Origin of the sequence: Bradyrhizobium sp. SZCCHNGR1005 (genome assembly GCF_032489995.1) — a bacterium.
GTDB lineage: Bacteria > Pseudomonadota > Alphaproteobacteria > Rhizobiales > Xanthobacteraceae > Bradyrhizobium.
Window position 1 is genome coordinate 253,484 of sequence record NZ_JAUEZC010000002.1, and the last position, 21,213, is coordinate 274,696.

A 21,213-nucleotide genomic window follows, 5' to 3' on the forward strand; every position below is an offset into this window, starting at 1 on the left:
CGGCGCCAATGCCGGCGCCATCCGGAGGGAGCTCGACGCGGTGCAAGGCCGCCTCGCCATAACGCGACGCATCCAGCCTCTTCCAGACCTTCTTTCGAGCTTGCGCGACGGACCATGCCCATGACCGACCTTCCCGTAATCATCGCCGGCGGCGGCATCGGCGGCCTCGCGACCGCGCTCACGCTGCAGCAGATCGGCGTGCCCTGCATTGTCTATGAGGGGGTGCGCGAGATGCGTCCGCTCGGCGTCGGCATCAACCTGCAGCCCAATGCGGTTCGCGAGCTATATGACCTCGGCATCGGCGCGGCCGATCTCGACCGGGTCGGCGTGCCCGCCAAGGAATGGGCGCTGGTCGGGCTGAACGGCAACGACATCTATTCCGAGCCGCGCGGCGTGCTGGCCGGCTACAACTGGCCGCAATATGCCGTGCATCGCGGTCAATTCCATCTGCTGCTCTACCGGACGTTCATCGAGCGGGCCGGGCGCGACGCCGTGCGGCTCGGCAGCCGCGTCCATGCGTACGTGAAGAATGCAGACGGCTCCGTGACCGCTTTGATCGAGCACGCCGATGGCACGACCTCGAAGGCGCGCGGCAGGCTACTGATCGGCGCCGACGGTATCCACTCCGCTGTTAGGTCGCAGATGCATCCGAACCAGCCGCCGATTCATTGGGGCGGCGCGGTGATGTGGCGGGGTGTCACCCGCGCCAAGCCGATCCGTACCGGGGCGTCCTTCGTCGGGCTCGGCACCCATCGGCATCGCGTGGTGATCTATCCGATCTCCCATCCCGACAAGGATGGTCTGGCGCTGATCAACTGGATCGCCGAGGTCACGATGGACAATTCCGAGGGCTGGAAGCAGACCGGCTGGTTCAGGCAAGTCCCGGTCAGCGATTTCGCGCACCACTTCGCCGGCTGGACCTATGACTGGCTCGACGTTCCCGCCCTGATCGCAGGCAGCGATGGCGCCTATGAGAACCCGATGATCGACCGCGATCCGATTCCGACCTGGGTCGATGGTCCGGTGGCGCTGCTCGGCGATGCCGCGCATGCGATGTATCCGACCGGTTCGAACGGCGCGAGCCAGGCCATCGTCGACGCTCGCGTGCTGGGCGTCGCGATGCTGGAGCACGGCGTCACGCCGGCCGCTCTCGTCGCCTACGATGCAAAGCTGTGCGGTCCGATCTCGCAAGTCATCCTGCGCAACCGTGGCGCCGGCCCGTTCGGCCTGCTCAACATGGTCGACGAACGTTGCGGCGGCACGTTCACCAACATCGACGACGTGATCCCGCCGGCCGAGCGCGACGCCTTCATGGCCGGCTACAAGAAGGCCGCGGGCTTTGCGGTCGAGCAACTCAACGCCGCGCCGCGGACGATCGCGGAAGGCGCGAAGGTGCAGGCGAACGCCGCCTGATCCGAACTCGCTGTCGTCCCGGGCAAGCCCAGCGGCGCTGGGCGCCGACCCGGGACCTATACTCACCGTTATCAGTTAGGAAGCACGCTGGAGCGACCAGCGCACCTCACCACATCGCTCTGTGGTTATGGATCCCGGCGTTCGCCGGGATGACGGCGGGAGGCTGGGAGGCAGCTCGGCCAACAAGGTCATCGCGAGCGGAGCGACGCAGTCCAGGGACGAGGACGCGACTCTGGATTTCATCGCTACGTTTGCGATGAGGGCTGAGAATCCGCCCTCAAACGTTACGCGTACCGGCCGTGGCAGTGCTTGTACTTCTTCCCGGAGCCGCACGGGCAGTCCTCGTTGCGGCCGACCTTGCCCCAGGTCTCGGGATTTTTCGGGTCCCGCGCCTCGGCGACGGCGGCATTGGCGGCCGGTGCCAGCGAGACATTGGCGAACGCCATCTCATCCTCGCCGGTGTTCGGATCAGCATGGTGCACCTGCATCGGCGGCAGCATCTGCTGCTGCTCTTCCGGCGGCACGATCTCGACCCGCATCAGCTGCGCCGTGACGGCCTCGCGCAGGTGAGCGACCATGGCCTCGAACAGCGTGAAGGCTTCCGACTTGTACTCCTGCAGCGGATCGCGCTGGCCGTAGCCGCGCAGGCCGATCACCTGGCGCAAATGGTCCAGCATGATCAGGTGCTCGCGCCAGAGATGGTCCAGCGTCTGCAAGAGGATCGTCTTCTCGACGTAGCGCATCACGTCGGGGCCCCATTGCGCCACCTTGGCCGCCATCCGCTCGTCGACATGCTTCTCGATGCGGTTGAGCAGCTCCTCCTCGGCGATGCCTTCCTCCTTGGCCCATTCGTCGACCGGCAGATCGACATCGAGCACGCGTTTGAGCTCTTCCTTCAGACCGGCAACGTCCCACTGCTCGGCATAGGCATGCTCGGGAACGTGCTTGGCGACGAGATCGTCGATGAAAGCGTGACGCATGTCGGCGACGGTCTCGGCGACGCTGTCGTCCTTCATCAGCTCGACGCGTTGATCGAAGATCACCTTGCGCTGGTCGTTCTGGACGTTGTCGAACTTCAGGAGATTCTTACGAATATCGAAGTTGCGCGCCTCGACTTTCTGCTGCGCCTTCTCCAACGCCTTGTTGATCCAGGGATGGATGATGGCCTCGCCCTCTTTCAGGCCGAGCCGGGTCAGCATGCTGTCGAGCCGGTCGGAGCCGAAGATCCGCATCAGATCGTCTTCCAGCGACAGGAAGAACTTGGAGCGGCCGGGATCGCCCTGACGACCGGAGCGGCCACGCAGCTGGTTGTCGATGCGGCGGGACTCGTGGCGTTCCGAACCGATGATATAGAGCCCGCCCGGCTTCTGCACCGTCTTGGCGGCCTTCGAACCCTTCGCAGGCTCGACCTCGACGGTCTCCTCCGCCTTCAAGACGATCTCGCGGAAGCGCTCGACATCGGCCTTGATCTGCTCGATCTTCTTGGCCTTCTCGGCCTCGTCGGTGATGCCCGCCGTCTCGAGCTGCATGCGCATGTCGAGCGAGCCGCCGAGCTTGATGTCGGTGCCGCGGCCGGCCATGTTGGTCGCGATCGTGATCGCGCCGGGCACGCCGGCTTCCGCGACGATGTAGGCTTCCTGCTCGTGGAAGCGCGCGTTCAGCACCGCGAACAGCTTGGCGGGCTTGCCGGCGCGGGCGGCCGCGTAGAGCTTGTCGAGCGCGCGTTCGCTGCCGAAATCGATCTGCTTGTAGCCGTGCTGCTTGAGATAGGCGGCCAGCACTTCCGACTTCTCGATCGACGCCGTGCCGACCAGCACCGGCTGCAGCCGCGCATTGGCGCGTTCGATCTCGGCCAGGATCGCGGCGTATTTCTCCTGCTGGGTGCGATAGACCTCGTCGTCCTCGTCGAGGCGGGCCACCGGCAGGTTGGTCGGGATCTCCACCACCTCGAGCTTGTAGATGTCGAACAGCTCGTCGGCCTCGGTCGCGGCCGTGCCGGTCATGCCGGCGAGCTTGTCGTACATGCGGAAGTAGTTCTGGAAGGTGATCGAGGCGAGCGTCTGGTTTTCCGGCTGGACCGGCTGGTGCTCCTTGGCCTCCAGGGCCTGGTGCAGGCCTTCCGAATAGCGGCGGCCGGGCATCATGCGTCCGGTGAATTCGTCGATGATGACGACCTCGCCGTCGCGGACGATGTAGTCCTTGTCGCGGGTGAACAAGGTATGCGCGCGGAGCGCCTGGTTGATGTGGTGCACGACGGAGACGTTCTCGACGTCGTAGAGCGACTCGCCCTTCAGGAGCCCGGCATCGCGCAGCAGGGTCTCGATCTTCTCCATGCCGGCTTCGGTGAGCGTCACCGTGCGCTGCTTCTCGTCGACCTCGTAGTCGGTCTTGTCGAGTCGCGGCACAAAAGTGTCGATGGTGTTGTAGAAGTCGGAGCGATCATCGAGCGGACCGGAGATGATCAGCGGGGTGCGCGCCTCGTCGATCAGGATGGAGTCGACCTCGTCGACGATCGCGAAATAATGCCCGCGCTGGACCATGTCCTCCAGACGGTACTTCATGTTGTCGCGGAGATAGTCGAAACCGTATTCGTTGTTGGTGCCGTAGGTGATGTCGCAGGCATAGGCGGCCTTGCGTTCGGCATCGTCGAGGCCGTGGACGATGACACCCGTGGTCAGGCCGAGGAAGCCGTAGATCTGGCTCATCCAGCCGGCGTCGCGGCGGGCGAGGTAGTCGTTGACGGTCACCACATGCACGCCCTTGCCGGCGAGCGCATTGAGATAGACCGCGAGCGTCGCGACCAGGGTCTTGCCTTCGCCGGTCTTCATCTCGGCGATGTCGCCCTCGTGCAGCACCATGCCGCCGATCAGCTGCACGTCGAAATGGCGCTGGCCCAGCGTGCGCTTGGCGGCCTCGCGCACGGTCGCGAAGGCCGGCACCAGGATGTCGTCGAGCGTCTTGCCCTCGGCGAGTTGCTTTCGGAACTCCTCGGTCCTGGCTTTCAGGGCCTCGTCCGACAGCGCGGCCACCTCCGGCTCGAGCGCGTTGATCGCGTTGACACGCGCCTGGTACCCCTTGACCCGTCGGTCGTTGGCGGAGCCGAAAAACTTGCGGGCGAGCGCGCCGATCATGCGAAAATCCTGCCTATGTGGGTCTGCGTTGCAGCCGTAGAGGGTCTATCCGGTTCGCCCCGGTCCCATGATGACGCACCGCAGCACCAGCAGACCGGCTCAAGGTTGGGAGCTCGCGCAGTACCGCCAGATGCGTGGGATGTGAGCAAACCAAGGTCCAACGGCCAAAAACGCAGTAAAATAAGCGCTATCGCCCTTGAAGCGATCGGCCAGAGATATGGCTGGGGGGCATGCTTGTCAACGGCGCGCCGCGCTCGCCAAATCGGCCCTGACCTGTCGCTAATTTCACGAAATTGACAGACTTTTCGCGTTGCCAAGGCCGCGCGATTGGGCGAGTGTCCCGCCGCTTTGAGGTCCCTCTCGCGCCCTCACTTCAAGAAGGATTTTCCATGACCACCTCGTTCCCGGTTACGAAAACCGGCCTGCGCTTCGGCCTCGCGACCGCGCTGGCCGGCAGTCTCGCGCTGACCCTGATCGCGGGCCCCGTGCGCGCCGCGGAGGACCCGAACCCCGTGCTCGCCAAGGTGAACGGCGTTGAAATCCGCAAAAGCGACGTGGCGCTCGCCGAGGAGGAGCTGGGGCCGAGCCTGGCACAGATGGATCCGGCCAGCCGGGACGACAATGTGCTGTCGTTCCTGATCGACATGAAGCTCGTCGCGAAGGCGGCCGAGGACAAGAAGATCGCCGACACCGAGGATTTCAAGAAGCGCCTCGCCTTGACCCGCAACCGCCTGTTGATGGACAGCCTGCTCGCCAGCGAGGGCAAGACCGCGACCACCGACGATGCGATGAAGAAGGTCTATGACGAGGCCTCCAAGCAGATCGGCGGCGAGCAGGAGGTGCATGCCCGGCATATCCTGGTCGAGACCGAGGACGAAGCCAAGGCCGTGAAGGCTGAGCTCGACAAGGGTGCCGACTTCGCCGAACTCGCGAAGAAGAAGTCCAAGGACCCCGGCGCCTCCGACGGCGGCGATCTCGGCTTCTTCACCAAGGAGCAGATGGTCCCGGAATTCGCCAAGGTCGCCTTCGCGCTGGAGCCGGGCAAGATCTCCGATCCGGTGAAGACCCAGTTCGGCTGGCACATCATCAAGGTTGAAGAGAAGCGCAACCGCAAGCCGCCGGAGTTCGACCAGGTCAAGAGCCAGATCGAGACCTATGTCACCCGCAAGGCGCAGGCCGACTACGTCGCCAAGCTGCGCGCCGACGCCAAGATCGAGCGCACCGACAAGCCGGCGGATGCGGCCGCCAAGCCGGATGCCGCGAAGCCGGCGGATGCAAGCAAGCCGGCCGATCCGGCGAAGAAGTAAAACGAGGGACGCCATACGCGTCATCCGCTCGTCATAATCAGTATCGCCCCGGCCTTGCGCCGGGGCTTTTTTTTGGCGACGCCCGTCCGCGGGGGCACAGGACGTCTCCGCATCAACGGTGTCGTCCCGGCGCCGGGACCCAGATCGCGTGATGCTCGATGCGGGCACGCGGCAAGTACCGGGCACGTCAGCAACTCAGGTGGTTATGGGTCCCCGCGTTCGCGCGAACGACAGCGGAGTACGGCGCACTCACTCTCCCACCCTGGCATCGAAAGTGATACAGAGCGGCTCCCGCCAATCCTGCCGCCGGAAGCCCGATGTCCTCAGCCGTTTCTCCGCTCGCCCCGACCGACGTTCCCGATATGCCCGCTGTTGCGGGCGTCAAGCTCGCCACCGCGGCCGCCGGCATCCGCTACAAGAACCGCACCGACGTCCTGTTGGCCCTGCTCGACCCTGGCACAACCGTTGCCGGCGTGTTCACGCTGTCCAAATGTCCCTCGGCGCCGGTGGAATGGTGCCGTGCCAAGCTCAAGGGCGGCAAGGCCCGCGCGCTCGTGGTCAATTCCGGCAATGCCAACGCCTTCACTGGCAAGACCGGCCGGCAATCGACTGCACTGACCGCCTCGATCGCTGCCAAGGCCGTCGGCTGCAAGCAGGACGAGATCTTCCTGGCCTCGACCGGCGTGATCGGCGAGCCACTCGACGCCACCAAATTCGACGGCGTGCTGCAGGGCTTGGCCGGCACCGCCATACCCGAGGACTGGATGGGCGCTGCGCAAGCCATCATGACCACCGACACCTTCCCGAAAGTCGCGACCGCGACCGTGAAGCTCGGCAAGGCCAAGGTGACGATCAACGGCATGGCCAAGGGCGCCGGCATGATCGCGCCCGACATGGCGACCATGCTGTCCTTCATCTTCACCGACGCACCGATCTCCGCCCCGGCGCTGCAGGCGCTGCTCAAGGCCGGCGTGGAGGACACCTTCAACGCGGTGACGATCGACGGCGACACCTCGACCTCCGACACCCTGCTCGCCTTTGCCACCGGTGCGGCGGCCGCCAATGGCGCGCCGAAGATCAGCCGGGCCAGCGATCCCAGGCTTAAGGCCTTCGTCAAGGCCTTCAACGCCGTGCTGGCCAACCTGGCCGAGCAGGTGGCCCGCGATGGCGAAGGCGCACGCAAGCTGGTCGAGATCATCGTCGAGGGCGCCAAGAGCAAGCCGTCGGCGCGCAAGATCGCGATGTCGATCGCCAATTCGCCGCTGGTGAAGACCGCGATCGCCGGCGAGGACGCCAATTGGGGCCGCGTGGTGATGGCTGTCGGCAAGGCCGGCGAGCCGGCCGATCGCGACAAGCTCTCGATCTCGTTCAACGGCATCCGCGTCGCCAACAAGGGAGCGCGCGATCCGTCCTATGACGAGACGGAAGTCTCGGAGGCGATGAAGGCGCAGACCATCCAGATCAAGGTCGCGCTCGGCCTTGGCAAGGGCCGCGACCGCGTGCTGACCTGCGACCTCACCAAGGACTATGTCGCTATCAACGGCGATTACAGGTCGTAGCCGCTCAGAGCCGCCCTGCGACCTTGACCGTGAGATTGACGGTGCGCGTGACCGGGTGATTAAGCATGTCCTGCCCCTCGCGCGCATAGACGAGATGATCCTCGCCGACGAAGCCGGGCCGAGACACGTACACGATCCGGTTGCCACTGATCGAGACGGCGCCGTTGCTCGGCGGGGAAACCAGCCGCGTGCCAAAAGTCGGTCCCATTGAACGCGTCAGAATGATGCTGCAGCGCTTGCCGGTGACCGCGAACATTGTTCCTTCGACAGTCTGATTGTTAAGGGTCCTGATGAAAGGAACACTGCAGGTCCCCGCGGAGGCCTGGGTGCTGAGCACCAAAGCCACCATCCACGCAAATCCTATTGTCCTGATCATGCCTGTCCCGCCCGACGATTGCGACGACAACTGGAGCGCGAATAGAGCTGAGGCGGAGTTATAAATCAATGCCTCCATGCAGCTGCAGAGCCCGAGCAGACTTCAACCGCTGATGCGCGCGTCGGCGACCGCCTTCTTGAACAGCGCGTTCATCGCGTCCGCGATCCCCTGCGTCGGCGAGACCTCGAAGTAGAAGCCGTCCGAGGCGCAGGCCTGCATGTTCTGCGCGATCTCGCTGTTCGGTGATGGACCGAACGGTCCCTTGTTGAAGGGATCGATCCAGGCCATGTACCAGCTGTTGGTCGGCAGCTGCAGATAGGTGGTGTAGAGCACGGCGATCTTGATGCCGCGGTCCTTGAGCGTCTTGCAGAGCGCGGGATTGATCGGCGACTGGCAGCGCGGCGAAATATTGCCGAAGGTCGTGTTCTTCATCGGCTTCAGGCAGCCGGTGTTGCTCTCGTCCGCCACACCGTCGGAGACGAAGAACAGATATTTGAGCGGCGAGCCGGCGCTGCCGTCGCCCGGGTTCGGGATCTGGTTGTTGATCGCGGGAAAGATGGTGCTGAACTGGGTGTCCTTGTCGGCGGTGTAGGCGTCGTTGTTGCCGTAGACCCCCATCAGGTCGATGTTTCCGGCCGCCGTCTTGGCGCTCGACAGGCTCGATGACAGGCTGAACAGCGCCCGCAGGCCGATCGTCTTCGACGCTGCGCCGAAATCGTAGATCGCCATCCGGAACTGGTTTTGATAGGTCTGGGTCTGCGCCGCCGTATCCATCAGTTGCTGGGTGGCGCTGCGCAACACGTCGATCCGCGTGGTCACACCGAGCGACTTGGCGAGATTGTAGTAATTCTTTGACGTGTTGTAGTCGTGGCAGGCGAAAGCACACTTGTCCGGCGTGTTGCTGACCATCTTGGTCACGTCGGCCGGCGTCGCCGCCACGCCCATCGACGGCGAGTTGTCCAGGAGCAGATAGAAATCGATATATTTCGGCATCGTCGCCGTGGCCGTCGAGGAGCCGTTCATGGTCATCGACTTGATCCCGACCACGTTCATGAACATGGTCGGCATGGTCGCCGTGTAAGACACGGTGGCGGTGACCACCGAACCCTTCTTCTCCACCAGCGGCGTCAGGCTGGTCAGCGTGTAGCCGGTGCTGCCGGCGATATTGCCGTTGAAGATGTTCTTTGCATCGGTATTGCCCACGTCGATCGTGCCATCCGAAGTCATCGAGCCCGCAGCAGCGAAGGCCGGCGACGTCCTGGACACGGCACCGACCGAGGCAGCGTCGACTGCGGCCTGCAGCTTGGCCCGGACCTGGTTGTGACGGCTATAGTCGACAGCGCAGCCGACCGCCGAGATCACCGGCACGCAGACGATGGCGAAGGTGACCGCAATATTGGCCTTGGTGTCGCGGCGAAATCGCGTGAATAAACTGGACAAAGAACTCATGGGACAATGCCTGACGAACGTGCGCCTGTAACGGCCAAGTCCCGTAGAATTGCGCGAAAACAGATTAAACTTGGCTTATTTCGATCGTAGAAATCGGCCCCTTCCAAGGTCGGAATCCGAAGTTCGCTCCATTTCGTAAGCGGCCTCGTCGGCGAACGTCGAATTCGGACCCTCGTGCAGCATCTGCAGCAGGCAGCTGGCGAACTTCGAATTCACTGGTTAAAGAACGGTAACCGCTGCGGCGTGGCTGCAGCCTGTAGACATCGAACCGCGAAGAGCGAACAGCATCGAACATGGCCGAATTCAAACTCACGCTCGTCGTCGCCTGCGCCCTGATCGATGCCGACAAGCGCGTGCTGCTGGCGCAGCGTCCGCCCGGCAAGACGCTGGCAGGCCTCTGGGAATTCCCGGGCGGCAAGGTCGAACCCGGCGAACGGCCGGAAACGAGCCTGATCCGCGAGCTGCATGAGGAGCTCGGCATCACCGTCAGCGAGCCGTGCCTCGCGCCGCTGACCTTTGCGAGCCACGCTTACGAGAATTTCCACCTCTTGATGCCGCTCTATATCTGCCGGCGCTGGGAAGGACAGGTGGCGGCGCGCGAGGGCCAGACGCTTGCCTGGGTGCGGGCCAACAAACTGCGCGACTATCCGATGCCGCCCGCCGACATTCCGCTGATTCCGCATCTGATCGATCTGTTGATGTGACGGAGCACGGACCGCACCGCATACGCCGTCATGGCCGGCTTGGCCTAGCCATCCACGATGCGGCAGCGGGAAAGACGTGGGATGCCTGCGACGAGCGCGGGCATGACGAGTGACATGCGGACTTAAGCCTTCGTTCCGCGCTTCACCGCGTCCTCAAGCCTGGCTGTCGCCGAGCCGGGCTTCAGCGGCTTCTGCTGGCTCTCATGCGGGGCCCAGCCCGACAGCCAGATGATATCGAAGGTGGCACGGATGCGGCCGTCGGGATCGGCGAACCGCTCGGCGTAGATCTCGGCCATACGGAGCAACGTCGACCGGCGGGTCGGCGTGCGCCGCCGCTCGATCAGGCTGTTGGCGGCGCCCATGCGCCTGATGTCCTGCATCAGGCTGAACGCATTGGCATAGCGCACCACCACGCGATCGACATCGCTGACAGGAAGCGCGAATCCGGTACGCTGCAACAGGCCGCCGATGTCGCGCAGATCGGCGAAGGGCGCCACCCGCGGCGACACCCCGCCCTCGCATTCGGCCTCCGCGGCAGCGAACGCCTGCCGCAGCTCGGTCAGGCTGTCGCCGCCGATCATCGCCGCCAGCAACAGCCCGTCGGGCCGCAAGCTGCGGCGGATCTGCGCCAGCACGCCGGGCAGATCGTTGACGAACTGAAACGCGAGCGCGGACAGCGCCAGATCGAGCGATTGTGGCGCGACGCCCAGTTCCTCCCGCGCGGTCTCCGGCGCGACCACATACGAGAATTTTGCAAAGCGATCGACGAACGGCGCCCGCAGGCCGCCTGGCGACCAGATGTCGGCAACATCGGCAAAGCTGCGGTTCACAGCCAGCAGCCGGTCGCCCATGTCCTCGACGACGCGCTCCATCAGGAACGTCTCGGGCGCGCGCGCCGCGCGGCGCTGCCGCGCTGCCAGCAGCGCGCGATCGAACAGGATGGGCGCGGAATTGGGATTGGTCGTCATGGTCCGTGGTTACGCCGATCTGAGGGGCCTTAGCAATCCGCCGCTTGAGCCTCTGCGGGAGCGGCGGTACCGTCAACGCATGGACGTCGGCATCGCTCCCCTCCGTTCAGCTGCGACCAGGATGCGCACCGCTTTCGGCGCCATCAACGGCGCTTGCGCTGGCCTCGCCAAGCTCGCGCTCGACATCGCCCTGCCGACGCTATGCATTTCCTGCCGCGAACCGGTGGATGGCGAGGGCGTCTGCGCCGCCTGCTGGGGCAAATTGTCGTTCATCGAACGCCCCTATTGTCCGAAGCTCGGCATTCCCTTCGTCTACGATCCCGGCCCGGAGCTGCTGTCGATGGAAGCGATCGCGAGCCCCCCGGGCTATGCGAGGGCACGCGCGGCGGTCCGCTATGACGAGGTGGCCCGCACCCTGGTTCACGCCCTGAAATACCAGGATCGCACCGATCTCGCGCCGGTGATGGGCCGCTGGATGGCGCGGGCCGGCCGCGAGCTGCTCGAGGGCGCCGATGCGCTGGTGCCGGTGCCACTGCATTGGCGGCGCGGCTTTGGCCGCCGCTACAACCAGTCCGGGGCGCTGGCGCGGTCGGTCGCACGCGAGACCGGCGTCAGGCTCCGGAGCGACCTCCTGCGCCGGGTGCGCGCGACCGAGCAGCAGGTCGGGCTGTCGCGCAGCCAGCGCGCCAGCAACGTGCAGGGCGCCTTCCAGGTCGCGCCGGACTGCCTTTCCGATGTGCAGGGGCGCCGGATCGTGCTGGTCGACGATGTCTTGACAACAGGTGCGACGGTCGACGCCTGCGCACGCGCGCTGCTCAGGGCCAAGGCTGCAGAGGTCAGCGTGCTGGTCTTCGCCCGGGTTGTCGATGCGCCGCGAAGTCCCATATAATCCTGCACTTTGGAAAACATTCGAGCGCGAGATGACAGCTGCTATTGAAATCTACACCCGCCCGGGCTGCGGCTATTGTTCCGCAGCCAAGTCGCTGCTTTCTCGCAAGAAGGCCACTTTCACCGAATATGATGCCGGCAAGGACCCGTCGTACCGGCAGCAGATGTATGATCGGGTCGGACCCGGCTCGACCTTTCCGCAGATCTTCATCGGCGAGAGACATATCGGCGGCTGCGACGATCTCTATGCGCTCGATCGGGAGGGCCGGCTCGACGCGATGCTGGCGGGGGAAAAGGCAACATCATGAGCACGGATCGCAGCTTCACGGCCGCCATGGTGCAGATGCGCACCTCCCTCCTGCCTGAGCCGAGCCTCGAGCAGGGCACAAGGCTGATCCGGGAGGCGGTCGCGCAAGGTGCCGACTACGTGCAGACGCCGGAAGTGAGCAACATGATGCAGCTCAACCGGGCGGCGCTGTTCGAGCAATTGAAGAGCGAGGACGAGGATCCCTCGCTGAAGGCCTATCGCGCGCTGGCCAAGGAGCTGAAGATCCATCTGCATATCGGGTCGCTGGCGCTGCGCTTCTCCGAGGACAAGGCGGTCAACCGTTCCTTCCTGATCGGCCCGGAGGGCGATATCCTCGCGAGCTACGACAAGATCCACATGTTCGACATCGATCTGCCGGGCGGCGAGAGCTACCGGGAATCGGCGAACTACCAGCCGGGCGAGACCGCCGTGATCTCGGACCTGCCCTGGGGCCGGATCGGACTGACCATCTGCTATGACGTACGCTTTCCGGCGCTCTATCGGGCGCTGGCCGAGAGCGGCGCCTCGTTCATCAGCGTGCCCTCCGCGTTCACCCGCAAGACCGGCGAAGCGCATTGGCACACGCTGCTGCGGGCACGGGCGATCGAGACCGGCTGCTTCGTGTTCGCGGCCGCCCAATGCGGCCTGCACGAGAACAAGCGCGAGACCTTCGGCCATTCGCTCATCATCGATCCCTGGGGCGAGGTGTTGGCCGAAGGCGGCGTCGAGCCCGGCGTGTTCCTGGCGCGCATCGATCCCTCCCGCGTCGAGACCGCGCGCAAGGCGATCCCCTCCCTGCAGCACGGCCGGCGCTTCAGCGTCGCCGACCCCAAGGCCGGCCCCGACTATCTGCACCTGGTGCGGGGATCGGTATGATCCGCTACGCCCTGCGCTGCGAACGCGACCATGCGTTCGACAGCTGGTTTCAGAGTTCGTCCGCGTACGAATCGCAGGTGAAGCGCAAGCTGGTGGAATGTCCGGTCTGCGGCTCGACCAAGGTCGAGAAGGCGATCATGGCGCCGCGGATCGTCGGCAAGAAGGGACGGGAGGCCAATCTGCCGGTCCCCGCCCCGGCGGCCGAGGTCATTCCGCCCGGACCGACCCCGCTGATGATAGCGCAGGAGCAGGAGCTGCGCGCCAAGCTCAAGGAGCTGCGCGACCACATCGTCAAGCACGCCGACGATGTCGGCGAGCGCTTCCCGACCGAAGCGCGCAAGATGCATTACGGCGAGACCGAGCACCGGCCGATCTATGGCGAGGCCTCGCTGCAGGAAGCGCGCGAGCTGATCGACGAAGGCATCGAGGTGGCGCCGCTGCCGGTTCTGCCGGACGACCGGAATTGACGCGAGGCGAGCAGTCTTCCGCGTCACTGCGAGCGCCAGCGAAGCAATCCAGAGTTCGGCAAGAATTCCGGATTGCTCCGTCGCTTCGCTCCTCGCAATGACGGTGGAGGCGGATATCGGGAGCGCTTCTCACACCCCAATGAGCATTGCCACGCCGGCAACGATCAGCACGATGCCCGAAACTTCGCGCAATGACACCGGCTGCTTGAACGAATAGTGCGATACGGCCTGCGCGAACAGCACCTCGACCAACGCGAGGGTGCGGACATTGGCGGCCGCGGTCAGCGCAAAGGCCAGGAACCAGAATTGCGAGGCGAACGCGCCGACGAAGCCGGCCAGCATCGACGGCCGCCACAGCGCGAGGATGCCCCGCAGCACCTCCGGCGCCCGCGCCAAGAGGTAAACGCTCAGGATCAGCGTCTGCACGAACAGGCCGCAGACCAGCGTGTAGGACGCGGCCGTCACGAATGAGACGCCTTCGATCGCGATGATCGCGCCGCGAAAGCCGACCGCCGAGAGCGCAAAGGATGCGGCCGCGACCAGGCCGATGATGGTGGGCTTCCATGCCGCATAGCGCGTCTCGCCGCCTGGCCGCAGCGCCGTGACCACCACGCCGAGGGTCGCGATCCCGATCGCAACCAGTTTGGCGACCGACAGCGGATCGCCCAGGAATACGAACCCGAAGATCGCGGTCTGGATCGCCTCCGTTTTCAGATACGCGGTCGTCACCACGAAGGACCGGTCGGTCATGGCCAGAAGCATCAGGCCGGTACCGAGGATCTGGGTCAGCGCACCCAGGAGCAGCCAGGGCCAGAACGCAGCCGGCGGCCACGGCAGGTGGTCGCCCGTACTCAGCAGCACCGCAGCCAGAAACAACAGCGAGAACGGGAAGCCGAACAGGAAGCGGATGTTGGTGGCGCCCCACGTGCCGAGCTTCGCCGTCAACGACCGCTGCATCGCGTTGCGCGCGACCTGACCGGCGGCGGCGATCAGGGTGAAGGGAATCCAGAGCGAGGTGAGGGAGAGCATAACTGAGAGCCGGCTGAACGCAGCCACCGTGCAAAGCGGAGCTCACGAGGTCAACCGCGGGACGCCGCATGTCTGCATTGCGGCTGATGCCGCAAGCACGCTGTCGTGCAAGCCTCGCTTGCGCAGGGACGATACAGTCTACGAGGCCGCGGCGCCGGAAACCAAAATCAATCTACACCATCTGCTCCGCAACCAGCATGTAGTTGACGTCCATGTCGGACGACAGGCTCCAGCGGTCGGCGAACGGGCTGTAGACCACGCCGCTCTGCTCGGTGACGACGAGCCGCGCGTCGAGCAGATGTTTGGTGAGCTCGTCCGGCGTGATGAACTTGTTCCACTGATGCGTGCCGCGCGGCAGCCAGCGCAGCACATATTCGGCGCCCACGATCGCAAGCGCGAAGCTCTTCCAGTTGCGGTTCAAGGTCGAGACCACCATCATGCCGCCGGGCTTGAGCACCGAGGCGCAGCGCCCGAGAAAAGCGCCGACATCGACGACATGCTCGACCACTTCCATCGCCAGCACGATATCGAAGCGTTCGCGCGGATCCATCTCTTCGATCGTGGTGTTGCGATAGTCGATCGACAGATGCCCTTTCTCCGCGTGCAGCTTCGCCGCGGCAATGTTGCTCGCGGACGGGTCGACGCCGACCACCTGCGCGCCGAGCCGCGTGAACGGCTCGCACAACAGGCCGGCACCGCAGCCGATGTCGAGCATGCGCAGGCCGGACAGGCAGTTCAGGCTCTTGGCGTTGCGCTCGAACTTCCGGCAGGCGGCGTCGCGGATATAGGCGAGCCGCAGCGGATTGATCTTGTGCAGGGGCGCCATCTTGCCCTTGGGGTCCCACCAGGTCTCCGACAGTTTGGAGAATTTCGCGATCTCGGCCGGATCGACGGTGGACGTCTGGGCGGACGCTGTGGAGGCGGTGTCCTGTGGCATCGACGTGAACTCGCCCCTTTAGCGTGCAGTAATCGCGTTGCGGAACGCGAGCGGCTCGGCGATGGTCGCGATCGTCTCCCTGCCCTCGCCGACACCCATGATGGTGACGTCGCCGTAATTGAGGATGCGGCCCATGATGGTCTGATTGACGTCGACGCTCTCCACCTTGTCCAGCGCGATCTCGAAGGTTCGGCGCTTGATGAAGCCGGTCTTGTGCACGACGCGCTTATTGGTCACGTCGGTCTCGGTGGTCATGCGGTGGAACCAGGCCCTGACGGTCCAATACAGCGCGACCACGGCAATGACCGCCGCGGCGGCGAGGCAGATCAAGGACAGGTTGTAGACGGCAGTGCCTTGCGACAGGATCAACAGCGCAAATACAACGATCCAGGCGCCGATGGCAGGCAGATAGAACATCCAATGCGCGTTGGTCGAATACAGCACCTTCTCCCCGGGCTGCAAGATCTCGTCGATATAACGCCCCATTACCTTCGCCTCTACCTCACCTGCGCGGCCCGGGGAAGAGTTGAAAGCCCCGATCCAGGAACCCGCTTGCCCCCGGCCGCGCCGCTCTGTATACGCGCCTTTCGGCTGGCGCGCCTCCGGTTTCGCGCCGGCCCACCAACTTATCCTCCCCGAGGGAATTGAGCGCGCCGTCATGAGCCGCCTCGTGCTGAAATTCGGCGGCACATCCGTCGCCAATATCGACCGTATCCGCAACGTCGCGCGCCATGTGAAGCGCGAGGTCGACGCGGGCCACGAAGTCGCCGTGGTCGTCTCCGCGATGGCCGGCAAGACCAACGAGTTGGTCGCCTGGTGCACCGAGGCCTCGCCGATGCATGATGCGCGCGAATATGACGCCGTGGTGGCGTCGGGCGAGCAGGTGACCTCCGGCCTGCTCGCGATCGTGCTGCAAAGCATGGGTATCCAGGCCCGCTCCTGGCAGGGCTGGCAAATACCTATCAAGACGAGCGATGCCCACGCCTCCGCCCGCATCGTCGATATCGACGGGTCCGAACTGATCCAGCGCTTCAAGGAGCGCAAGGAGGTTGCCGTCATCGCGGGCTTCCAGGGCGTCGACCCGCAGACCAATCGAATCACCACACTCGGCCGCGGCGGCTCCGATACCTCCGCGGTCGCGATCGCGGCCGCGATCAAGGCCGACCGCTGCGACATCTACACCGACGTCGACGGCGTCTACACGACCGACCCACGGGTGGTTCCCAAGGCGAAACGGCTCGGCAAGATCGCCTTCGAGGACATGCTGGAACTGGCCTCGCAGGGCGCCAAGGTGCTGCAGGTACGGTCAGTGGAACTGGGCATGGTGCACAACATGCCGATCTTCGTCCGTTCCAGCTTCGACAAGCCTGAGGATATCGACCCCCACGCCAATCAGCCGCCGGGCACGCTGATCTGCAGCGAGGAGCAAATCATGGAAAATCACGTCGTCACCGGCATCGCCTTCTCCAAGGACGAAGCCCAGATCTCGGTGCGCCAGATCGAGGACAAGCCGGGAATCGCGGCATCGATCTTCGGGCCCCTCGCCGACGCCAACATCAATGTCGACATGATCGTGCAGAACGTGTCGGAGGACGGCAAGACCACCGACCTCACCTTCACGGTGCCGGCGACCGACTATAATCGCGCGCGTGAGACCATTTCCGCCGCCAAGGACAAGATCGGCTATCACCGGCTCGATACCGCCACCGATGTCGCCAAAGTGTCGGTGATCGGCAGCGGCATGCGCAGCCATGCCGGGGTTGCGGCCCAGGCCTTCGCCGCGCTGGCGGCCCGCAACATCAATATCCGGGCCATCACCACCTCCGAGATCAAGTTCTCGGTCCTGATCGACGCCGCCTATACCGAGCTTGCGGTGCGGACGCTGCATACGCTCTACGGGTTGGACCAGGTCTAGAAGACGCTTCCCTCCGGATCCCGCTGTGCAACAGCAGGACCTGAAAACGTTCTGCGGACGCTCCGAAAGCCGTTGACGCGGCCGGGGCTGGCAGGCGTTTTGCTTGGCAAAACAAGTCCCGATTCGCTATACGGCCATCGCAGAATAATCGCTGCAATTGCGCCCCCGGCGATGGCTGTCCCGATTCGGGCCGGCGCATGGGGCTACGACGGCCTCGCATCAAGAAAGCTGTTGTATTTCGCAAGCTTAGCACCAGATTCGGGCTGACCACCGAACTGGTCCCAAGAAGGGGGATTGTGCCACATGCGAAGCGCGTCGGGAGGGCCCCGCGTCTTACTGAGACGGCTTCGCGAGACCATGGCGGAGCAGGTCTCGGCACAGGAGCGCCTCGACAAGATCGTGGTGCTGATCGCGGCCAATATGGTGGCCGAGGTCTGCTCGGTCTACGTGCTGCGCGTCGACAATACGCTCGAGCTCTACGCCACCGAAGGTCTGAACCGCGACGCGGTGCACATGACGGTGCTGAGCGCGCATGAAGGCCTGGTTGGCCTCGTCGCGAGCGAGGCCACGCCGCTCAATCTGAACGACGCGCAGAGCCATCCGGCGTTCTCCTACCGCCCCGAGACCGGCGAAGAAATCTACCACTCCTTCCTCGGCGTGCCGATCCTGCGCGCCGGCAACACGCTCGGCGTGCTGGTTGTGCAGAACCGCGCCAAGCGCACCTATGTCGAGGAAGAGGTCGAGGCGCTGCAGACCACCGCGATGGTGCTCGCCGAGATGATCGCCTCCGGCGAGCTCGCGGCATTGGCGCAACCCGGCGCCGAGCCGGCGGTCCGCCATTCGATCCACAAAACCGGCACGGTGCTGTCGGACGGCATCGCGCTCGGCCATGTCGTGCTCCATGAACCGCGCGTGGTGGTCAACAACTACATCGCCGAGGACCTGCCGAAGGAGATCAAGCGGCTCGATGCGGCACTGCTCATGCTGCGCGCCGATCTCGACCGCATGCTGGAACGGGGCGACGTCGCCGATGGCGGCGAGCACCGCGACGTGCTCGAAGCTTACCGCATGTTCGCCAATGACCAGGGCTGGTCGCACAAGCTGCACGAGGCAGTGGCAACCGGCTTGACAGCCGAGGCGGCGGTCGAGCGCGTGCAGTCCGACACCCGCGCCCGCATGCTGCGTTCGACCGACCCTTACCTGCGCGAACGGCTGCACGATCTCGAGGACCTCGGCTATCGCCTGTTGCGCCAGCTCGTCGGCCGCGACCACGCGCCCTCGCGCGAGCAATTGCCCGACAACGCGATCCTGATCGCGCGCGCCATGGGTCCGGCCGCCCTGCTCGACTACGATCGCAAGCGGCTGCGCGGCCTCGTGCTCGAGGAAGGCACCACCAATTCCCACGTCGCGATCGTGGCGCGCGCGCTGGGCATTCCGGCCGTCGGCGAAGTGCCGAACGCGCCGGGCATCGCCGATCCCGGCGACGCCATCATCGTCGACGGCACATCGGGCTCGATCTATGTGCGGCCGTCGGCCGAGATCGAATCCGCCTATGCGGAACGGGTGCGCTTCCGCGCCCGCCGCCAGGCGCAATATAGCGAGCTGCGCAACAAGCCCTGCGTCACCAAGGATGGCCAGCCGGTCGAATTGATGATCAATGCCGGGCTCGTCATCGACCTGCCGCATATCGAGGACACCGGCAGTGCCGGCATCGGACTGTTCCGAACCGAGCTGCAATTCATGGTCTCGGCGAACCTGCCGCGCTCGAGCGACCAGCTCGCGCTCTACCGCGCCGTGCTCGATGCGGCCGGATCGCGGCCGGTCACATTCCGCACGCTCGATATCGGCGGCGACAAGGCCCTGCCCTATATGGAGACGGTGATCGAGGAGAATCCCGCGCTTGGCTGGCGCGCGATCCGCCTCGGGCTCGACCGTCCAGGACTGTTGCGCGGCCAGATCCGAGCGCTGTTGCGCGCCGGCGGCGGCCGCGCCCTGCGCATCATGTTCCCAATGGTCTCGGAGGTCGCCGAATTCGACGCCGCCAAGGCGATCGTCGAGCGCGAGCTGACCTATTTGCGCCAGCACGGCCATACGCTGCCCGAACGCATCGACGTCGGCACCATGCTCGAGGTGCCGGCGCTGCTCTATCAGCTCGACGAGCTGCTCACCAAGGTCGACTTCATCTCGGTGGGCTCGAACGACCTGTTCCAGTTCCTGTTCGCGGTCGACCGGGGCAACGCCAAAGTCTCCGAACGCTTCGATACGCTGTCAGCGCCGATTCTGCGGGCGCTGCGCGACGTGGTGCGCAAGGCCCAACGCGCCAGGAAATCGGTCTCGCTGTGCGGCGAGATGGCTTCCAGACCGATCGGTGCGCTGGCGCTGATCGCGCTCGGCTATCGCTCGCTATCGCTGTCGGCGACCGCGCATGGCCCGGTGAAGGCGATGCTGCTCGAACTCGATGCCCGCAAGGCCGAGGCCGCGATGGATCAGTTGCTCGCAGAGCCCGCCGGCAGCATCTCGATCCGGCAGAAGCTGGCCGAGTTCGCCGAGGCCGAAGGCCTGGCCTTGTAGCGGCACCGCCGCCGCTCCGCCGCTCATTTGCTCCCGAAAATCGTTTATCCTGAGATTCTGTCATGTCATCGCTTCCCGAAGCCAAACTGGACATCATGCTCGCGCATCACGCCGCGCTGGAAGCGGAGCTGCTCGGCCAGGTCAATTCCGACAAATATGTCCAGATCACCCGCGAGCTCGCCGAGCTCAATCCCGTGATCGAGGCGGTGAAGACCTATCGTGCGGCGGTGAAGGAGCTCGCCGACGCGGAGGCGCTGATCTCAGATCTCGCCACCGACCCGGAGATGCGCGCAATGGCCGAGGCCGAGCGCGAGGAGCTGATCGAGCGCCGCGCCGAGCTCGAGCAGAAGATCCGCGTGGCGCTACTGCCGAAGGACGCGATGGACGATCGCAACGTCGTGCTCGAAATCCGCGCCGGCACCGGCGGCGACGAGGCCTCGTTGTTCGCGGGCGACCTGTTCCGCATGTATGAGCGCTTTGCGGCGTTGCAGGGCTGGAAGGTCGAGGTGATCTCGGCCTCCGAAGGCACCGTTGGCGGCTACAAGGAAATCATCGCCGAGATTCAGGGCCGCGGCGCCTTTGCGAAATTGAAGTTCGAATCCGGCGTGCACCGGGTGCAGCGCGTGCCCGACACCGAAACGCAAGGGCGCATCCACACCTCGGCGGCGACCGTGGCCGTGCTGCCCGAAGTCGAGGATGTCGACGTCGACATCAAGAACGACGATCTACGCATCGAGACCATGCGCGCGCAAGGCGCCGGCGGCCAGCACGTCAACAAGACCGAATCGGCGATCCGCATCACCCATCTGCCGACAGGAATCGTCGTGATGATGCAGGACAGCCGCTCGCAGCATAAGAACCGGGCCTCGGCGATGAACATCCTGCGCTCGCGCATCTACGACGCCGAACGACAGAAGGTGGATGCGGCGCGCTCCGCCGATCGCAAGGAGAAGGTCGGCTCCGGCGATCGCTCTGAGCGCATCCGCACCTACAATTTCCCGCAGGGGCGCGTGACCGATCACCGCATCAACCTGACCCTCTACAAGCTGCCGCAGGTGATCGCAGGCGTAGCGCTGGGCGAGCTGATCGACGCGCTGACCACGGAGCATCAGGCGGCGCAGCTGGCTGCGCAGGGCGCGGCGGCGTGACAAGCATCTGCGCTCTGTTCGCCCTTGCGCGACGACGCCGCGGCATTTCAGATGTCGTCCCGGCGCACGCCGGGACCCATAACCACCGGCGTTGGTTAGGGCGCGAGCTGGCAACTCAGATCCTTGCGCCCGATGGGCCGGTGGCTATGGATCCCCGCTTTCGCGGGG

Annotated in this window: 18 protein-coding genes; 11 read left to right on the forward strand and 7 right to left on the reverse strand. The window is 65.0% G+C overall.

Annotated features, from left to right (window positions below):
• Nucleotides 1–120 precede the first annotated feature (120 nt).
• The gene (locus QXZ85_RS07320; RefSeq protein ID WP_316173858.1) at nucleotides 121–1,413 is read left to right on the forward strand and encodes a flavin-dependent oxidoreductase; all 1,293 of its coding nucleotides are present in this window, start codon (nucleotides 121–123) and stop codon (nucleotides 1,411–1,413) included.
• A gap of 284 nt (nucleotides 1,414–1,697) precedes the next feature.
• Here the strand turns inward: QXZ85_RS07320 and secA are convergent, their stop codons facing one another.
• Nucleotides 1,698–4,544, reverse strand: a complete 2,847-nt coding sequence (secA, locus tag QXZ85_RS07325; protein ID WP_315702514.1) for a preprotein translocase subunit SecA — start codon at nucleotides 4,542–4,544, stop codon at nucleotides 1,698–1,700.
• 389 nt (nucleotides 4,545–4,933) lie between these two features.
• Between secA and QXZ85_RS07330 the strand changes: the two genes are divergently transcribed.
• Together QXZ85_RS07330 and argJ are read left to right on the forward strand one after the other, a co-directional pair.
• Nucleotides 4,934–5,851: a peptidylprolyl isomerase gene (locus QXZ85_RS07330; RefSeq protein ID WP_316173860.1), complete on the forward strand. Its 918-nt coding sequence runs from the start codon at nucleotides 4,934–4,936 to the stop codon at nucleotides 5,849–5,851.
• 317 nt (nucleotides 5,852–6,168) lie between these two features.
• Entirely contained in the window at nucleotides 6,169–7,410 is a 1,242-nt protein-coding gene (gene argJ, locus QXZ85_RS07335; RefSeq protein WP_315702512.1) for a bifunctional glutamate N-acetyltransferase/amino-acid acetyltransferase ArgJ, read from the forward strand.
• A 4-nt stretch (nucleotides 7,411–7,414) separates the two neighbouring features.
• On the opposite strand, the gene QXZ85_RS07340 is transcribed toward argJ, so the two are convergent.
• Both QXZ85_RS07340 and QXZ85_RS07345 read right to left on the reverse strand, forming a co-directional pair.
• Nucleotides 7,415–7,666, reverse strand: coding sequence for a hypothetical protein (locus tag QXZ85_RS07340; protein WP_315702511.1), 252 nt, complete (start codon nucleotides 7,664–7,666; stop codon nucleotides 7,415–7,417).
• A gap of 222 nt (nucleotides 7,667–7,888) precedes the next feature.
• Nucleotides 7,889–9,235 carry a TadE/TadG family type IV pilus assembly protein gene (locus QXZ85_RS07345; RefSeq protein WP_315702510.1) on the reverse strand — a complete coding sequence of 449 codons (1,347 nt, stop codon included), beginning with the start codon at nucleotides 9,233–9,235 and terminating at the stop codon, nucleotides 7,889–7,891.
• Between the two features lie 293 nt (nucleotides 9,236–9,528).
• Between QXZ85_RS07345 and QXZ85_RS07350 the strand changes: the two genes are divergently transcribed.
• Complete coding sequence (locus QXZ85_RS07350) at nucleotides 9,529–9,939, forward strand: (deoxy)nucleoside triphosphate pyrophosphohydrolase (protein WP_315702509.1); 411 nt, start codon at nucleotides 9,529–9,531, stop codon at nucleotides 9,937–9,939.
• 122 nt (nucleotides 9,940–10,061) lie between these two features.
• Here the strand turns inward: QXZ85_RS07350 and QXZ85_RS07355 are convergent, their stop codons facing one another.
• Nucleotides 10,062–10,907 (reverse strand): methyltransferase domain-containing protein, encoded by an 846-nt coding sequence (locus QXZ85_RS07355; protein ID WP_315744558.1) that lies wholly within the window; start codon nucleotides 10,905–10,907, stop codon nucleotides 10,062–10,064.
• 79 nt (nucleotides 10,908–10,986) lie between these two features.
• Between QXZ85_RS07355 and QXZ85_RS07360 the strand changes: the two genes are divergently transcribed.
• Genes QXZ85_RS07360 through QXZ85_RS07375 form a run of 4 tightly spaced genes read left to right on the forward strand, consistent with a single transcriptional unit; the run spans nucleotide 10,987 to nucleotide 13,445 of the window.
• Complete coding sequence (locus tag QXZ85_RS07360) at nucleotides 10,987–11,796, forward strand: ComF family protein (RefSeq protein ID WP_316173862.1); 810 nt, start codon at nucleotides 10,987–10,989, stop codon at nucleotides 11,794–11,796.
• A 31-nt stretch (nucleotides 11,797–11,827) separates the two neighbouring features.
• Nucleotides 11,828–12,103, forward strand: coding sequence for a glutaredoxin 3 (gene grxC / locus QXZ85_RS07365; protein WP_315702506.1), 276 nt, complete (start codon nucleotides 11,828–11,830; stop codon nucleotides 12,101–12,103).
• Nucleotides 12,100–12,978 (forward strand): carbon-nitrogen hydrolase family protein, encoded by an 879-nt coding sequence (locus QXZ85_RS07370; protein ID WP_315702505.1) that lies wholly within the window; start codon nucleotides 12,100–12,102, stop codon nucleotides 12,976–12,978. The genes grxC and QXZ85_RS07370 overlap by 4 nt, the downstream gene beginning before the upstream one ends.
• Entirely contained in the window at nucleotides 12,975–13,445 is a 471-nt protein-coding gene (locus tag QXZ85_RS07375) for a DUF1178 family protein (protein ID WP_315744557.1), read from the forward strand. Before QXZ85_RS07370 ends, QXZ85_RS07375 begins: the two co-directional genes overlap by 4 nt.
• 129 nt (nucleotides 13,446–13,574) lie before the next feature.
• Here QXZ85_RS07375 and QXZ85_RS07380 read toward each other — a convergent pair whose 3' ends face one another.
• The 3 genes from QXZ85_RS07380 to QXZ85_RS07390 form a co-directional block, all read right to left on the reverse strand.
• The gene (locus tag QXZ85_RS07380; protein ID WP_316165205.1) at nucleotides 13,575–14,474 is read right to left on the reverse strand and encodes a DMT family transporter; all 900 of its coding nucleotides are present in this window, start codon (nucleotides 14,472–14,474) and stop codon (nucleotides 13,575–13,577) included.
• 172 nt (nucleotides 14,475–14,646) lie between these two features.
• A complete protein-coding gene (gene ubiG, locus QXZ85_RS07385) occupies nucleotides 14,647–15,411 on the reverse strand; it encodes a bifunctional 2-polyprenyl-6-hydroxyphenol methylase/3-demethylubiquinol 3-O-methyltransferase UbiG (RefSeq protein WP_316173865.1) in 765 nt (254 codons plus the stop codon).
• Between the two features lie 18 nt (nucleotides 15,412–15,429).
• Nucleotides 15,430–15,897 carry a PH domain-containing protein gene (locus tag QXZ85_RS07390; RefSeq protein WP_315702501.1) on the reverse strand — a complete coding sequence of 156 codons (468 nt, stop codon included), beginning with the start codon at nucleotides 15,895–15,897 and terminating at the stop codon, nucleotides 15,430–15,432.
• A 172-nt stretch (nucleotides 15,898–16,069) separates the two neighbouring features.
• On the opposite strand from QXZ85_RS07390, the gene QXZ85_RS07395 reads away from it, so the two are divergent.
• The 3 genes from QXZ85_RS07395 to prfA all read left to right on the forward strand — a co-directional run bounded on the left by QXZ85_RS07395 (nucleotide 16,070) and on the right by prfA (nucleotide 21,045).
• On the forward strand, nucleotides 16,070–17,326 hold the full coding sequence (locus QXZ85_RS07395; RefSeq protein ID WP_315702500.1) for an aspartate kinase: 1,257 nt from the start codon (nucleotides 16,070–16,072) through the stop codon (nucleotides 17,324–17,326).
• Nucleotides 17,327–17,629: 303 nt separating this feature from the next.
• On the forward strand, nucleotides 17,630–19,897 hold the full coding sequence (gene ptsP, locus QXZ85_RS07400) for a phosphoenolpyruvate--protein phosphotransferase (RefSeq protein ID WP_315702499.1): 2,268 nt from the start codon (nucleotides 17,630–17,632) through the stop codon (nucleotides 19,895–19,897).
• A 62-nt stretch (nucleotides 19,898–19,959) separates the two neighbouring features.
• The gene (gene prfA, locus QXZ85_RS07405) at nucleotides 19,960–21,045 is read left to right on the forward strand and encodes a peptide chain release factor 1 (protein ID WP_316173867.1); all 1,086 of its coding nucleotides are present in this window, start codon (nucleotides 19,960–19,962) and stop codon (nucleotides 21,043–21,045) included.
• Nucleotides 21,046–21,213 lie beyond the last annotated feature (168 nt).

Bases quoted from the DNA above. Each gene is read 5' to 3' on its own strand.
- QXZ85_RS07320 (WP_316173858.1), top strand. From the start codon at position 121: ATGACCGACCTTCCCGTAATCATCGCCGGCGGCGGCATCGGCGGCCTC.
- secA (WP_315702514.1), bottom strand. From the start codon at position 4,544: ATGATCGGCGCGCTCGCCCGCAAGTTTTTCGGCTCCGCCAACGACCGA.
- QXZ85_RS07330 (WP_316173860.1), top strand. From the start codon at position 4,934: ATGACCACCTCGTTCCCGGTTACGAAAACCGGCCTGCGCTTCGGCCTC.
- argJ (WP_315702512.1), top strand. From the start codon at position 6,169: ATGTCCTCAGCCGTTTCTCCGCTCGCCCCGACCGACGTTCCCGATATG.
- QXZ85_RS07340 (WP_315702511.1), bottom strand. From the start codon at position 7,666: ATGTTCGCGGTCACCGGCAAGCGCTGCAGCATCATTCTGACGCGTTCA.
- QXZ85_RS07345 (WP_315702510.1), bottom strand. From the start codon at position 9,235: ATGAGTTCTTTGTCCAGTTTATTCACGCGATTTCGCCGCGACACCAAG.
- QXZ85_RS07350 (WP_315702509.1), top strand. From the start codon at position 9,529: ATGGCCGAATTCAAACTCACGCTCGTCGTCGCCTGCGCCCTGATCGAT.
- QXZ85_RS07355 (WP_315744558.1), bottom strand. From the start codon at position 10,907: ATGACGACCAATCCCAATTCCGCGCCCATCCTGTTCGATCGCGCGCTG.
- QXZ85_RS07360 (WP_316173862.1), top strand. From the start codon at position 10,987: ATGGACGTCGGCATCGCTCCCCTCCGTTCAGCTGCGACCAGGATGCGC.
- grxC (WP_315702506.1), top strand. From the start codon at position 11,828: ATGACAGCTGCTATTGAAATCTACACCCGCCCGGGCTGCGGCTATTGT.
- QXZ85_RS07370 (WP_315702505.1), top strand. From the start codon at position 12,100: ATGAGCACGGATCGCAGCTTCACGGCCGCCATGGTGCAGATGCGCACC.
- QXZ85_RS07375 (WP_315744557.1), top strand. From the start codon at position 12,975: ATGATCCGCTACGCCCTGCGCTGCGAACGCGACCATGCGTTCGACAGC.
- QXZ85_RS07380 (WP_316165205.1), bottom strand. From the start codon at position 14,474: ATGCTCTCCCTCACCTCGCTCTGGATTCCCTTCACCCTGATCGCCGCC.
- ubiG (WP_316173865.1), bottom strand. From the start codon at position 15,411: ATGCCACAGGACACCGCCTCCACAGCGTCCGCCCAGACGTCCACCGTC.
- QXZ85_RS07390 (WP_315702501.1), bottom strand. From the start codon at position 15,897: ATGGGGCGTTATATCGACGAGATCTTGCAGCCCGGGGAGAAGGTGCTG.
- QXZ85_RS07395 (WP_315702500.1), top strand. From the start codon at position 16,070: ATGAGCCGCCTCGTGCTGAAATTCGGCGGCACATCCGTCGCCAATATC.
- ptsP (WP_315702499.1), top strand. From the start codon at position 17,630: ATGCGAAGCGCGTCGGGAGGGCCCCGCGTCTTACTGAGACGGCTTCGC.
- prfA (WP_316173867.1), top strand. From the start codon at position 19,960: ATGTCATCGCTTCCCGAAGCCAAACTGGACATCATGCTCGCGCATCAC.